At 32.6% G+C, this 14,576-nt stretch carries 11 protein-coding genes; 3 read left to right on the top strand and 8 right to left on the bottom strand.

Annotation, left to right across the window (positions count from 1 at the left end):
• Positions 1-132: 132 nt before the first annotated feature.
• The 6 genes from AC6EI2_RS07180 to gmd form a co-directional block, all read right to left on the bottom strand.
• Complete coding sequence (locus AC6EI2_RS07180; RefSeq protein WP_498461668.1) at positions 133-1,275, bottom strand: HlyD family secretion protein; 1,143 nt, start codon at positions 1,273-1,275, stop codon at positions 133-135.
• Complete coding sequence (locus tag AC6EI2_RS07175; RefSeq protein WP_498461667.1) at positions 1,268-4,237, bottom strand: ABC transporter transmembrane domain-containing protein; 2,970 nt, start codon at positions 4,235-4,237, stop codon at positions 1,268-1,270. Before AC6EI2_RS07175 ends, AC6EI2_RS07180 begins: the two co-directional genes overlap by 8 nt.
• Before the next feature lies 1 nt (position 4,238).
• Positions 4,239-4,973, bottom strand: coding sequence for a peptidylprolyl isomerase (locus tag AC6EI2_RS07170; RefSeq protein WP_498461666.1), 735 nt, complete (start codon positions 4,971-4,973; stop codon positions 4,239-4,241).
• A gap of 4 nt (positions 4,974-4,977) precedes the next feature.
• Entirely contained in the window at positions 4,978-5,199 is a 222-nt protein-coding gene (locus AC6EI2_RS07165) for a DUF6447 family protein (protein ID WP_498461665.1), read from the bottom strand.
• A 93-nt stretch (positions 5,200-5,292) separates the two neighbouring features.
• Complete coding sequence (locus AC6EI2_RS07160) at positions 5,293-6,471, bottom strand: DUF4214 domain-containing protein (protein WP_498461664.1); 1,179 nt, start codon at positions 6,469-6,471, stop codon at positions 5,293-5,295.
• 6 nt (positions 6,472-6,477) lie between these two features.
• Positions 6,478-7,533: a GDP-mannose 4,6-dehydratase gene (gene gmd, locus AC6EI2_RS07155; protein WP_498461663.1), complete on the bottom strand. Its 1,056-nt coding sequence runs from the start codon at positions 7,531-7,533 to the stop codon at positions 6,478-6,480.
• Positions 7,534-7,732: 199 nt separating this feature from the next.
• Between gmd and secA the strand changes: the two genes are divergently transcribed.
• From secA to AC6EI2_RS07140, 3 genes are read left to right on the top strand one after another with little or no spacing between them, the layout of a single operon-like run.
• On the top strand, positions 7,733-10,555 hold the full coding sequence (gene secA, locus AC6EI2_RS07150) for a preprotein translocase subunit SecA (protein WP_498461662.1): 2,823 nt from the start codon (positions 7,733-7,735) through the stop codon (positions 10,553-10,555).
• 16 nt (positions 10,556-10,571) lie between these two features.
• Positions 10,572-11,939 (top strand): ATP-binding cassette domain-containing protein, encoded by a 1,368-nt coding sequence (locus AC6EI2_RS07145; protein WP_498461661.1) that lies wholly within the window; start codon positions 10,572-10,574, stop codon positions 11,937-11,939.
• Positions 11,911-12,711, top strand: a complete 801-nt coding sequence (locus AC6EI2_RS07140) for an ABC transporter permease (protein WP_498461660.1) — start codon at positions 11,911-11,913, stop codon at positions 12,709-12,711. Before AC6EI2_RS07145 ends, AC6EI2_RS07140 begins: the two co-directional genes overlap by 29 nt.
• A 22-nt stretch (positions 12,712-12,733) precedes the next feature.
• Here the strand turns inward: AC6EI2_RS07140 and cysE are convergent, their stop codons facing one another.
• Positions 12,734-13,483, bottom strand: a complete 750-nt coding sequence (gene cysE, locus AC6EI2_RS07135; protein ID WP_498461659.1) for a serine O-acetyltransferase — start codon at positions 13,481-13,483, stop codon at positions 12,734-12,736.
• Complete coding sequence (locus AC6EI2_RS07130; protein ID WP_498461658.1) at positions 13,476-14,492, bottom strand: GntR family transcriptional regulator; 1,017 nt, start codon at positions 14,490-14,492, stop codon at positions 13,476-13,478. Before AC6EI2_RS07130 ends, cysE begins: the two co-directional genes overlap by 8 nt.
• Positions 14,493-14,576 lie beyond the last annotated feature (84 nt).

The raw sequence follows: 14,576 nt of genomic DNA, 5'->3' as shown, positions 1-14,576 counted from the left end.
TATTACTTGAACTACATCTCCTGAATACATAGATATAATTTTTATTTGATATTCCCAATTATTGTTTAGTTTGTAAATAAATTTTCAAACAATATTTATACTTTAATCTTTTTAATATTGATATTTTTCTGTTTACATAGATCTTAAAGAATCAGCTTTATCCCTAAAAGTTCCAAGTAGCAATTGTAAATATGATACTTTCCTAAGTTTTACATTGGCAGTGAGACTCATTCCTGTTTGGAGGGGTAACTTTCTACCATTCTTTAAAGTTAAAAATTGGTCTTCAATTTTTACATCAGCAGGAAACCTAAAGCCTTTACCAAGCGAAGGATCGGGAGTTAATGCGTCAGAACTAATACGTGTAATTTGACCTTGAATTACTCCAAAATCCGTCGCAGGATATGAATCAATGCTTATGTCCGCTTTTTGACCTACTCGAACAAAACCAATTTTCTCACTATTGATTTCTATTTTTGCTTGTAATTTATTTATCGGAACTATTTTCATCAATGGCTCACCATTAATTGCTACATATCCAGACTTTTGTGGTTTTAAATCAAAAACATATCCTTTTATAGGGGATTTGATCGCCTGATATTTTAAAGTAACAGAATTTTCAACTAATTGACTTTTTATTTCAGACACCTTGTTTTTATGCTGTAGGTATTGAATTTCAGAGATCGCTCCCTCTTGTACTAAAAGTTTTAATTTCTCTAAGATATTTTTGTTGATTTTATAAGTTTGATTTAAATAAACTTGGCGTGATTCATTTATTTCAGTATCCAGTTGAATTAGTGTTTCATTCTTATTTACTAGCTGTCCTTCCTTGATCAGTATATCTTTAACAATGCCTTGTGAAGGGATCTTTATATCTACTACCCCACCAAATGGCACAAGTTTTCCTCGCAAAACTATAATTTCCTCTGTTTTTGCAATACTTAACCATATGACACCGAATATGGTTCCTCCAATTAAACCAGCTGTAATAGATTTGACCCAAAGTGAAGACTGCTTTAATGAAACATCTTTTATATTATCTCTCAATATATTCTCTATTTTATATTGAAGATTATCCGATATTTGAGTAAATTTTGTTGGAATATCATTTTTTAAATTAATATTTCTCAGATTGATAATTGCATTAAATTTACTTATAGCAGTATTTGATAGTTGTTCAAATTTTTGACGATTTAACAAAGATAAACTTGCTGTTTTTCTCTTTAATTTTTTTTTAATATCTTTTATTTTATTATTAACTAAATTTTTATCAATCACTACTCGCTTCCTGTTGTCTGTATAAAGCATAATAACTCCCCATCATGTTCATAAGCTTTTCATGTGAACCAATTTCACTAATTGACCCGGATGACATCATTACTATTTTGTCTGCATTTTTAATAGTGCTCAATCTATGAGTAATGAAAAAGACCGTTGTACCATTGCATGAGATCTTTAAATTTTCACATACTTTTCTTTCAGAATCGTAATCTAAAGCGCTTGTAGCTTCATCCATAATCAAGAGTTTAGGTCTTGTAACTAGAGTTCTTGCAATAGCTATTCTTTGTCTTTGCCCTCCTGATAACCTCGAACCTCTTTCTCCAACATCAGTACTATAACCATCTTGAAGCTGCATAATAAAATCGTGGGCATTAGCTATTTTTGCAGCTTTCACAATTTCATCTTCACCAATATTTGGATCAGATATTGCGATGTTTTCACTAACTGATCCCGAAAATAATAAAGGTTCTTGCGGAACTATGCCAATTTGTTTTCTTAGAGAGTATAATTCCACTTTGCTAATGTCGTAATCGTCAATAAAAATTGTCCCTGAATCTATTGAATACAGTCTTGGTAGTAACTTCATAAGAGTGCTTTTACCGCTACCACTTTGGCCAGCAATTCCTACAAATTCAGATTTTTTAATTTTTAGATTTACTCTTTTTAGGATTTCCGAGCTACCTTTTGAAAAGCTAAAACTTACGTCTCTAAACTCAATTTCTCCATCAATTGGGGGTAGAGTTAGTTTATTTTTATCCTTTTCATTTGATTCTTCCGGAGTGTCAATAATATCAGATAATCTTTCAAAGGAAACCCGAAGTTCTTGTAAATTTTGCCAAATAGTACTTAATCTCAACAGAGGCTGAGTCACATAACCTGAAATTATTCTAAAAGCTATTAACTGACCAAGACTCAATTTTCCATCTAACACCATAGAGGCACCAACCCAAAGAACAAGCAATTGAGAGAGTTGTTGAAGAACCTGACTGGTTTGGCCCAGAGTGGTTCCAGTTATTGTTCTTTCAAATGATTTTGAAATGTATTTCTTATATAAATCTTGCCATTTCCATCTAGTAACTGTTTCAATATTTTGAGCTTTAACTGTTTGAATACCAGTTAAAACCTCAACTAAATGGCTTTGAGTTAAAGCATTTTGATTGGCTACGTTTCTTATTTGACTTCTAATTAGAGGAGAGCCAAGTAAGGTTAGGCTAATTTGAATAGGAACAACTGCTAAAGCTATAAATGTTAGTTTCCAGCTGTATAAAACCATTACTAATATATATATAATTGAGAATATTGCATCAAGAATTGTAGTAAGAGCTTGACCTGTAAGAAACTCTCTTATTTTTTCCAATTCAGAAACTCTGCTCCCTAGCTCACCTACTGGGCGTCTGTCAAAATATTTTAAAGGTAATCTTAGGAGATGATCAATTACCTCGGAAGCTAATCTAGTGTCAATTCTATTAGTTATTTCTGTAAATAAAAATGTTCTTAATCCTCCTAATATGCCACCTAAACAAGTAACAAAAACTAAAGCATATCCTAGTACCTGCAATGTATTAAGGCTTCTTTGTGATATGACTTTATCAATAATTACTTGTATTAATAGAGGATTCGCTAATCCAAATAGTTGAACAATAAAAGATGCGATAAGTACTAATATTAGTCCAGATTGATATTTTCTTATTGATGGTACAAACCAATTCAGTCCGAATTTTTTGTTGGGTGTGATACTAGTTTTTTCAACGATTATAATTTCTATATTATCTGTAAATGTATTATCAAGCTCTTCTGCCTTAATATCCACTTCACCTTCTTCTGGCGAGAATAATAATAAACCATTTGAATTTGTTTTCTTTAATAATGCGTAAGATTCTTTCCATTTTATTATTGAAGGTGTTGGTAATCTAGTGCCTAAATTTTTTGGGACTTTAGCAATTGAAGTATATAATCCCATAAACGATAAAATATTACTTGTAAATTGAATAGAGATTGCTTTATTCTTAAGAAATTCTTCTTTAATTACTTTTTCTATTGTATCGCCTCTAAAAGGCATATCTAATTCGTTAGTTAACATCTTGAGACACGCAAGTGTCGATTGAACTGATCCTTGAGCTGAAATCAATGGTTGTTTATTTCCGCTGATAACTTCATCATTAACTAGGCTAGTTTTCTCTGGAAGATCATATGTAAACAAGTTACTATTTTTCAACTCAGAATCTGATTTAGACTTGTTACGATTGAATAATATGTTTTTATCAATTTTTTGAAGAGAATCTTTAGAGATGCATATATACCTTGGCTCAAAAGGATTAATGTTATTACCTTCTAAAACTTTGTTTGTCGACGTACCGATCTCTAATTTATCAATATTTTTGCTACCTATATATAATTTTTCAGTTGGTTTTTTTTGATAATTTGTATTGACAATTTTAATGATTTCTTTTTGATATAGCATATCAAAAATATCTTTGAAATCAAAATCTTTTTTATTAGTAGATTTTGAAAGTGACTTAGAAAAAGAAACTATTTCGCAGGGGAAAATTGTTTTATCACACCAATTCTTAAATTCCTTTTCTTTTTCATACAGATTAAGAATCTTTTTGTCATTTAATGCAAAAACTTTTAACTCCGTGGATGCAGCTACTTGCTCACATGCTTCCCCTCTTAGGAATGACCCTAAATTAATAGAATCACCCATAGATAACTTTGTAATAGTTACTAACTTATTATTACTTATATCTAAAAGTCTAGCCTTTCCACAAAGGATAAAATATATATTGGAGTTGATTTCATCCATATTTGCCAGTGGCCAACCCTCTTTAAAATATAGAACTTTACCCTCTCTGATAATATTTTTTAAACTTTCCTCCTTGAGGTTTTCGAATGCATGTAGATTTCTAATATTAGTTTCATCATTATTAGATATTATTGATTCTTCTGATGACTCTTTCATGTTAATTCTTAAGATTTAAATTGGATTGGATTTCACTGATTTTTTCTTTAATGGCTTGATTAAGCCATTCTTCGAAAATTTCTTTACAAAGAAGAAGTTTGGTTTTTTGGTCCAAAACTGCTTGTTTTAAAAATTCAACTCTAGTTACAACCCAAACGTTATCTATTTTGAAAGGTTGATTTACTTGACCAATTTTACTACCTTTCAGAATTTTCATCAATCCAGGATGTCCTTGACTAAAGGAGATTGGTCCAATAATGCCCTTAGATGATTTTTCGTGTCCTATAGAATATTGAGATGATATTTCACTAAATAATGATGGATTTTCTTCAATTCTAAGGAAAAGTTCCCGGGCTAAATACATATCTTCAACTCTTAATAGACTGTAAGTCACAATATCTAGAGCTGGCTTTCTTTTTAAAAACCTAGATTCAGCCATATGTTCATATTCTTGCAAACAGTATTTATCGATTTTAAGAGGTTTCGAGAAGTCATCAAATAATTTTTCTTCTGTAATGTTCTTTTCTTCGAGCCATTTAATATAATTCTCACTTGATGTTATCTTTTCATTGAAAATGATAGTTTGTTTTATTTGATTTTTTTTTGCCTCATCTAACTCTAATTTAATATTAGATGTAATAGAATTTATTAGCTCTGATTTTATGAGTGATTCTAAGAGATTATGTTTTAATAATAAATAATAGAAATCTTTGGTTAATAGACCAATGCTTTCCATTTTATTAATCTTGAGGTATTGCTGAAGAGTTGCTTTCAGGTTGGTCTTCAATTGCTTTATTTAGTGCTAAAGAATATGAATTTTTTGCAGTTTTGTAGACTGCAATTTCAGAATTCAGTTTTTTTATTTCATTTTGAACAAATATAAGATTAGATAATTGCTGCTTTGCGTTATCACTTAAAGACTCAGAATCATATTCTTTATCGTTTATCTTTATCTTAGGCATGAATTTCAAAAATATTATTCGAACACTATATACTATAAGGAATAAATTGAAAAGCCTTTGATTTAGATTGTATTTGTTTTTGTATAAATAAACTTAAAGACCTGTTGAATCGATGAATAAGTTTATGTTTTCTCTTGATTGAGCAATATTCCATAAGACGCTCCATCTCTGCTCAATATTATTATTAAGATTTCCCACCCAATAATTAAGTCCTTCTTGATCATAATCCCTTCCTAATACATTTGTATATAATTTTTCTACAAAACTGGTATTGCTTAGTTGAGTACCATATTTATTTATAAATTCATTTGATTGAAGAAATGATTTGGTTACGACTTCATGATTATCGATATTATTCTTATATTGATAAATCCAATATTTAAGACCATCTGAATCAGGGAATCTCGAAAAAGCTGCATTATATATTCTAAAGATTTCTCCAGTAGCATCATATATGCCTGTCAATTGATCGAAAGTCCCTTTAATATCTTTTTCTAAATTTATCTCTTTATCTTTAAATATCAATGTCTCTATTCCACTAATATCTTCAAGTCCAATCTCTGTTTTTATTGAATAATTATTTCCTCCTAAATCATAGAATTTATACTCATCAAAATTCATTTTATAGTTGATACTTCCTTTATCATTTTCTCGTCCCCAAATACTAATCAATGCATTAATATCTGCATTAGAGAACCATGTCGAATACCCTTTAGATGGAATGTTGTAACTCATGATAGTGTCGTCTGTATTCCATTTAGGATTGTATGGATCATTGTTGGGATGTGATAGACCAAGAGTATGTCCCAATTCATGTACAAGCGTATATTTATTCAAATTGCTTATATTGATTTTTTCATCATCATCCTTCCATAGTATATCCCACCATCTTCCTACGTTATTCCTTTTTGATATGGCTTGACCAATTACATTTTTACTAAAAGTGGAAGAATAACTTAAAGAGTAAATGTCAATTTCAGAGCCATTATTGGTATCTTGTTCTTGAAAATCTAAGTCAATTAAACTATCAATTTCGGAAAACATATAATTTATAAAGGTTATATCAGATGATCCATGCCCAAGACTTGTTAGAGTTATATCATTAACTATTCTTTGATAATTATTCTCACTTATCTGCCTAAATGTGTCTAAATATATAGATCCAATATTATCCTCGATATAATATTTTATGGTCTCCGAATTGTTATTTTTAACTATTTCTTTTGTATGCTCAATCATAGCCTTCCCTTTTAAAATATTGAAGTCAATCATTACTTGTTAATTTATTTCTTTTTTTGCTAATGCTAAATCATGATTTAGCATTTCCTTTGCAAGATCTTCAAGATTTGAGGTAGGTGTCCAACCCAATTTTATCTTTGCATTGGCTGGATCTCCAAGTAATTGATTCACCTCTGATGGCCTGAAATAATTTGGATCGATTCTTATCACTACTTGATGGTTATCAATTCTTTTACCGATTTCATTTACTCCCTCTCCTTCCCAACGAATCCCTCCCCATCCGAGTATGGATGCACACAATTCTATAAATTCTCTTACTGAGCATTGTCTTCCCGTCGCAATTACAAAATCTTCTGGTTGATCTTGTTGAAGCATTCTCCATTGCATTTCGACATAGTCTTTTGCATTTCCCCAGTCCCTTAAAGAGTTTATATTACCCATATACAAAGTTTTTTCTATACCTAAATGTATTTTCGAGAGACCTTGCGTAATTTTCCTGGTAACAAATTCGTTGCCACGTCTTGGCGATTCATGATTGAAAAGTATTCCATTACAAGCGTAAATACCATAAGCTTCTCTGTAATTAACCACAATCCAATATGCATATAATTTGGCAACACCATATGGACTTCTTGGATAAAATGAAGTTAATTCTGTTTGAGGAATTTCTTTCACCAATCCATAAAGTTCAGAGGTGCTTGCTTGGTACAACCTTGTTTTTTTTTCTAATCCTAAAGCTCTAATTGACTCTAAGATCCGTAAAGGTCCAATAGCATCAACTTGAGCAGTATACTCAGGGCAATCAAAACTTATGCCAACATGGCTTTGTGCTGCTAGGTTATATATTTCATCGGGCCTTATTTTATTTATAATGTTAATTATATTTGTGCTGTCTGTTAGATCTCCATAGTGTAAATCTATTTTCTTATTATTATTTTTTGGGTTTATCAGATGATCTATATTTGAAGTATTTTTTGTGCTTGATCTTCTTATTAACCCGTGCACATAGTATCCCTTATTTATTAGAAGCTCTGCTAAATAACTTCCATCTTGACCATTTATGCCAGTTATCAATGCTGTTTTACCCTTGCTCACTTTTGCAATGCCTCTAGAAAATATTGTACTTCATCATATAGATCCATTAAACTCATAGATAAATAATCTTTTTTTTGACTATTATAAAATTGAATTGATTTAATTTCATACAGTTTAACATGTGTCTTTTATAAATTAAACTTAAATCTTATTTCAATAGAGTAAAATAGAAAGCATAATGACTAGAACAAAATAGTTAATGCTTAAAAGACTTCTTGGTGACCCTAACGCCCGCAAGTTGAGGAGATATGCTCCTTTGGTTTCTGACATTAATATACTTGAAGAAGATTTTAAACGTCTTTCGGATGATGAGCTTCGTTCCCAGGTAGCTGAGTTTCGTTTGCAACTTGAAAAAGCTGATAATGGTTCATCACAATTGGCACTAATGGATGACATTCTCCCTGAGGCTTTTGCTGTTGTTCGCGAGGCCTCTAAGAGAGTTTTGGGGATGAGGCATTTTGATGTTCAATTAATGGGTGGAATGGTTTTGCATGAGGGGCAGATAGCAGAAATGAAAACAGGTGAGGGTAAAACACTGGTTTCTACTTTGCCTACTTTTTTAAATTCTTTAACTGGAAAAGGAGTTCATGTTGTCACGGTGAACGACTATCTGGCGAGAAGAGATGCGGAATGGATGGGTCAGATATATCGTTTTTTAGGTCTTTCCGTTGGTTTGATACAACAAGACATGCTTCCCCAGGCACGTCGAAAAAATTATTTGTGTGATATTACTTATGCGACTAATTCAGAATTAGGTTTTGATTATCTTAGAGATAATATGGCTGCAAGTTCAGATGAAATAGTTCAAAGGTCTTTTCAGTTTTGTGTTATTGATGAAGTGGATTCGATTCTGATTGATGAAGCTCGTACGCCATTAATAATCTCAGGACAGGTTGAAAGACCTCAAGAAAAGTATCAAAAGGCAGCATCTGTAGTAGATAAATTAATTAGATCTAAAGAACTTTCAAAAGATGGAGTAGATCCAGAGGGTGATTATGAGGTCGATGAGAAGCAAAGAAGTTGCATTCTCACTGATGAGGGTTTTGCTAAAACAGAGCAACTTTTAAATGTTAAGGATTTGTTTGACCCTAAAGATCCCTGGGCGCATTACATAACTAATGCTTTAAAAGCTAAGGAACTTTTTACGTTAGATACTAACTACATAGTTCGAGATGGTGAAGCGGTCATAGTGGATGAATTTACCGGAAGAGTAATGCCTGGTAGAAGATGGAGCGATGGACAGCATCAAGCGATAGAGGCTAAAGAAAAACTTGCAATTCAACCAGAAACCCAAACTCTGGCTTCAATAACTTATCAAAACTTTTTTCTCCTGTATCCACGATTGTCAGGAATGACAGGTACGGCAAAAACTGAAGAAGTTGAGTTTGAAAAAACGTATAAATTACAAACAACCGTTATTCCAACAAATAGAAAAATTTCAAGGGAAGATTGGACAGATCAAGTTTATAAGACAGAATCAGCAAAATGGAGAGCTGTAGCAAAAGAAATTGCTTCAATTCACCAAAAAGGGAGACCTGTACTAGTTGGAACAACGAGTGTTGAAAAAAGTGAATTACTTAGTGCTCTTTTAGAGGAAGAGAAAATACCACATAATTTGTTGAATGCTAAACCAGAAAATGTTCAGAGAGAAGCTGAAATTGTCGCTCAAGCGGGTCGGTCAGGTGCGGTCACTATCGCTACGAATATGGCTGGTAGAGGTACTGACATAATACTTGGGGGAAATAGTGATTATATGGCCAAATTAAAAATCAAAGAATTACTCAGTCCCCGATTAATTAAACCTGAAGAAGGGCATAAACCACCCATTCCTTTGCAAAGAAAAAGTGAATCTGTTGGATTTCAATCTACTGAAAATAAAGACAAACAGATTCGTAGTCAAAATTCTCTAAATAAATTATTTCCAGTTACTTTGTCAGATGAGACAGATCAAGAGCTTGCTAAATTAACAGCAAATCTAGTTAAGTCGTGGGGAGATCGTACTCTTACTTCAATTGAATTAGAAGATCGAATTGCGACCGCAGCCGAGAAGAGTCCAACACAAGATGAAAATATAATTTCTTTGAGACAAGCTATTAATTTAATTAAAGATGAGTATCAAGATGTCATCAAAGACGAAGAAGAAAATGTTCGAAATGTTGGAGGGTTACATGTTATTGGTACCGAAAGACATGAATCGAGAAGAGTTGATAATCAATTACGTGGAAGATCTGGGAGACAGGGGGATTTGGGAAGTACTAGGTTTTTTCTGTCTCTAGAAGATAACTTACTTAGAATTTTTGGGGGAGATAGGGTTGCTAGTCTGATGAATGCTTTCAGAGTAGAAGAGGATATGCCAATTGAATCAGGAATGCTTACTAGATCATTAGAAGGAGCGCAAAAAAAAGTTGAAACCTACTATTACGATATTAGAAAACAAATTTTTGAATATGATGAGGTGATGAATAATCAGAGAAAAGCTGTTTATACTGAGCGAAGAAGAGTTTTAGACGGAAAAGAATTAAAATTACAAGTTTTAGGATATGGTGAACGCACTATGGAGGAAATAGTTGAGGCATATGTTAATGAGGATCTTCCACCAGAAGAGTGGGATTTAGAAAAATTAGTTTCAAAGGTAAAAGAATTTATTTATCTATTAGAAGATTTAAAGCCTAATGACTTATTTACATTAAATGTAGACGAATTAAAAAATTACTTAAAGGAAGAGTTGAGAAATGCATATGATTTAAAAGAAGCGCAAATTGAAGATTCTCATCCAGGAATGATGCGAGAAGCTGAAAGATTTTTTATTCTTCAACAACTTGATACTTTGTGGAGAGAGCATTTACAATCGATGGATTCTTTGCGCGAATCAGTTGGTCTTAGAGGGTATGGTCAAAAAGATCCTTTAATAGAATATAAAAATGAAGGTTATGACATGTTTTTAGAAATGATGATTAATATGAGAAGAAATGTTATTTATTCAATGTTTATGTTTCAGCCAGCAAAAAAAACTACAGGATGAGTTATATAACTAAGTAATGGAAGTTGATTCTAAAAAATTACAAGAGTTATACATAGCTTATTTTGGAAGACCTGCTGATCCGCCTGGAATTCAATATTGGCTTTTGCAAGCGAAAAGAGGAGTAAAGTTAAGAGAAATAGCTTGTTATTTAGCCCTCCAAGATGAATATAAAAAATCTTTAATGCACGGCAAATCCCTAGATTTCCAGATAAACCAATTATATCTTAATTTATTTAGTCGAAAGGCTGATTTTGCGGGATTAAGTTTTTGGTTAAACTCAATCGAATCGGGTTCTCATGAAATTTCAGATTTAGCATGTCATTTAATTGCATCATTATCAAATTCAAGTCAAAGTAATAATGTTCAGCAAAGAATTGATAAAACTACTTTAGAAAATAAGGTTAAAGCTGCTGAATTATTTACTAAAGAATTAGAGTCAACAATTAATGGAGTTGGCTTGTATCAACCTTCATCTACGAATCCTTGGGTTTCCGGCCATGCATTGTCAGTTGGTGTTGACTTTATAATTCAAATCAATGCAGAAAATACAACTAATCTTGTAGAAGTAAAAAAAATTATTCAGTCTATTACTTTATTCTCAAAGCCATCAAATTATAAACCTATAATTGAGATAGAAGGAGTATCTTTATTTATACCTGTTTTTTCCAATAAAAAAAAAATCACAAAATTCCTCACTAATACAATAAAAGTTCCTTTTACTGGTGGTGGTCTAAAAATTAAAAATAATCAAACAAATGTCGAAGCTTTATCTAATTTGAATGTAACCTTTTCTAAGGGAGAACGTGTCGCCTTGATTGGTCATAATGGTTCAGGGAAAAGCACATTCTTAAAACTTATTTCAGGAATATATTCTTTAACTTCAGGGAAAATGAAAATAAATGTTAATGTTTATCCAATGCTTCAGAAAAGTTTTTTAACCAGTAGTGAATTAAGTGGCATTGATGCTGCTAAGGCACACTATTTGCTGATTAATAGAAATTTTAATGGGTTTGAGGAGTATCTGAGTGAGATTATAAATTTTTCAGGTTTAGGTGATTATATATCTTTACCAGTTAAAACCTATAGTGAGGGTATGTCAGCAAGATTAATCTTCTCTCTTTTAACCTCATGCAAGCATGACTGCTTGGCTATTGATGAAGGATTTGGAACGGGAGATAGTGAGTTTTTTGAGAGAGCAGAGAAGCGACTTAAATCTTTTATTCGTTCGGCAGGAACACTTTTCTTGGCTAGTCATTCAGAGGAGTTACTTAGACAATTTTGTATTAGAGGAATTGTATTTAACCATGGTTCAATTGTTTATGACGGTCCTCTAGATGAAGCATTAAATTATTATCATGCTAGCGACTATTATGAAAATTCTTAGAGATAACATTAAATTTTCTATAGATTCGAGGCAACTTTGGTGGTTTACAGCTACATCAAGAACAAGAGCTAGATTTGCAAGAACAGCATTAGGTAGCTTTTGGCTTGGATTCTCGAATTTATTATCAATAGCAACTTTAGGTATTGTTTATGGGACAGTTTTTTCTGTTACTGATTTTAACTCTTATTTGATATATCTTGGCATTGGTCTTGTTGTATGGAATTCAATTTGTTCTTCCATTTCATGCGCGCCGACACTTTTTATTAACAATAGATCTAACATTCAAAATTTAAAACTTAAGCCAATATTTTATGTGCTTGAAGAATGGGCTTTTCAGGTTCAAACCTTTTTTCAATCTTTTATATTAGTTTTTCTAGTTCTAATATTTTTTAATCAGTCTCTTATCTATAATCTTATTCTTTCATCTTGGATTCCATTCCTCAATCTTTTTATTTTTTTATTTTGGTTCCCTTTACTTGTCGCTTTGATCAGTCTTCGCTTTTCAGATTTTGGCCAATTAGTTCCTATCGTCTTGCAATTGATTTTTTTAATATCACCCATTTTATATAGAAAAGAAAATTTGGGAGACTTAAATTGGATAACTAATATTAATTTTATATATATATTGATAGACTCTTTACGATCTAGTTTAACAATGTCAATTATTAATTACGATACCCAATTTATAATCCTGATAATTAATATTCTGGGTTTTTTGTTTTCACTCTTGGTTCTAAATTCACAAGCTAAGAAAATACCGTTTTTGGTTTAAAGCTATTTCTCTTAGAGGTTTTTTATTTTATTTCTTCTTCACTAGTGCCAAGAAAGTCAATAATTTCTTTATCTTTTAGGCTTTGAGATTCGCTAATGAAAACTTCTTTTTTCTTTTTGATAAGATTATTTTTCTCTATTAAATCTTGTAACCCTACTATATGATTTTCTAGATGATCAATCCTGTCCATTAAATTTTTAATAACACTACCCTCAGCGTCAGGTAATGCTGAGTGAGCAAGAGGATTAATTTTGACTCCACTTTGATGAACAACTCTTCCAGGAATTCCTACTACTGTGCTGTTTCTCTCAACATTTTTGACTACTACAGATCCAGCACCGATTCTGGTATTAGAACCAATTTTGATAGCACCAAGTACTTTTGCTCCAGCTCCAACTACAACATTTTCTTGAAGTGTTGGATGCCGCTTGCCGCTGTCTTTCCCCGTCCCTCCAAGTGTGACACCTTGATAAAGTAGACATCTATCGCCTATTTCACTTGTTTCGCCTATTACTACTCCCATCCCATGATCAATAAAAACTCCTCTGCCTATTTTTGCCCCTGGATGTATTTCAATACCAGTAATATTTCTTGTGAATTGACTAAGGACTCTAGGTAACAGCGGTAGTTGATAATTCCATAATGTATGGCTAATGCGATGTAAAACTAATGCCTGAAAGCCTGGATAGCAAAGCAAAATTTCAAGAAATCCTCTTGCAGCGGGATCTCTTTCTTTGATGATTTTGAAATCTGATTTAATTAATTTAATCATCGTTTAACTCATTGGTTTTTTGTTCTAGTAGACCTATTTCTTTTCTTAATTCCTCTATTGTTGAATCGCTCAGGTACCTATCTGCGCAGTGGATTTGGGGCATTCTCATTAATTGAGATCTATTTTGTCTCAAAGTATGTTCAATCACAGGTTGGCTAGGACTATCACAAATAACGTGACTTGCTGCCCTCAATAAAGCAATCAGACGGCTTCCTACATCAGGATTGGCAGTCATCAAAAGAATTTCATTGCCACGCATACTGTGCAAAATCACCTCTGCTGCTCTCAATATTCCTGGGCTTATGCTGACTATCCCTACACAACTGCCTGAGCGAAGCTTGTTTAAAATAGCAAGTTCTTTTTGGAAATCACTGAGATCTACTGCTACAGCTCTGACTTGATGACGTTTTGCTATCTCTTCAAGTGGTTGTAAGAAGTATCTACTTGTTACAACTGTCCCTTTGCTTGAACTTTCTAAAACAGTTTCCAATTCCTCCATGGGAACGACTTCGACAGGGACATCTAAATGAGGTGCCAATTCCTCTGCAATTAGTAATGATGCTCCTATATCCTCTCTGGGCGTGCTAACAAGTAAACGGGCTCCACATCTTAGTCTCCAATCAATTTCACGAGTAAATAACTCTCTAGTTTGCTGTAGGGTACAGCCTTCATTTAAAAGTTGATCAATACTTTTACGAACCTCATTGTCTATGTCTTTGATGACTTTTTTTCGTATTGAGGGAGAGGTGTTTCGTAACTCTTTTTGTTTCTGTTGATCTCGAACATAAATACCTGAGCCCGCAATGGCTTCGACGACTCCATCAGTTTCAAGTTGTCTGTAAACTTTGCTGATTGTGTTTCGATGAAGACCTGTTTGCATGGCTAGCTGTCTAGTGCTTGGAAGCCTGTGCCCAGGCGGATAGTGTCTGGCTGCTATTGCAAAGCAAATTTGGTTGTATAGCTGACTTGATGCAGGAATTTCACTGTCTTGTTGAATGTGGAATCTCACAGGCTATATGACAGGCTTTGATGTGGCTACATTAATAAAAAGATTAGCAAGTGACAATTATTTTTCTGTCCAATAATAATTTTG

This window comes from Prochlorococcus sp. MIT2302, assembly GCF_059772385.1.
This window is presented reverse-complemented; position numbering and strand designations above follow the sequence as displayed.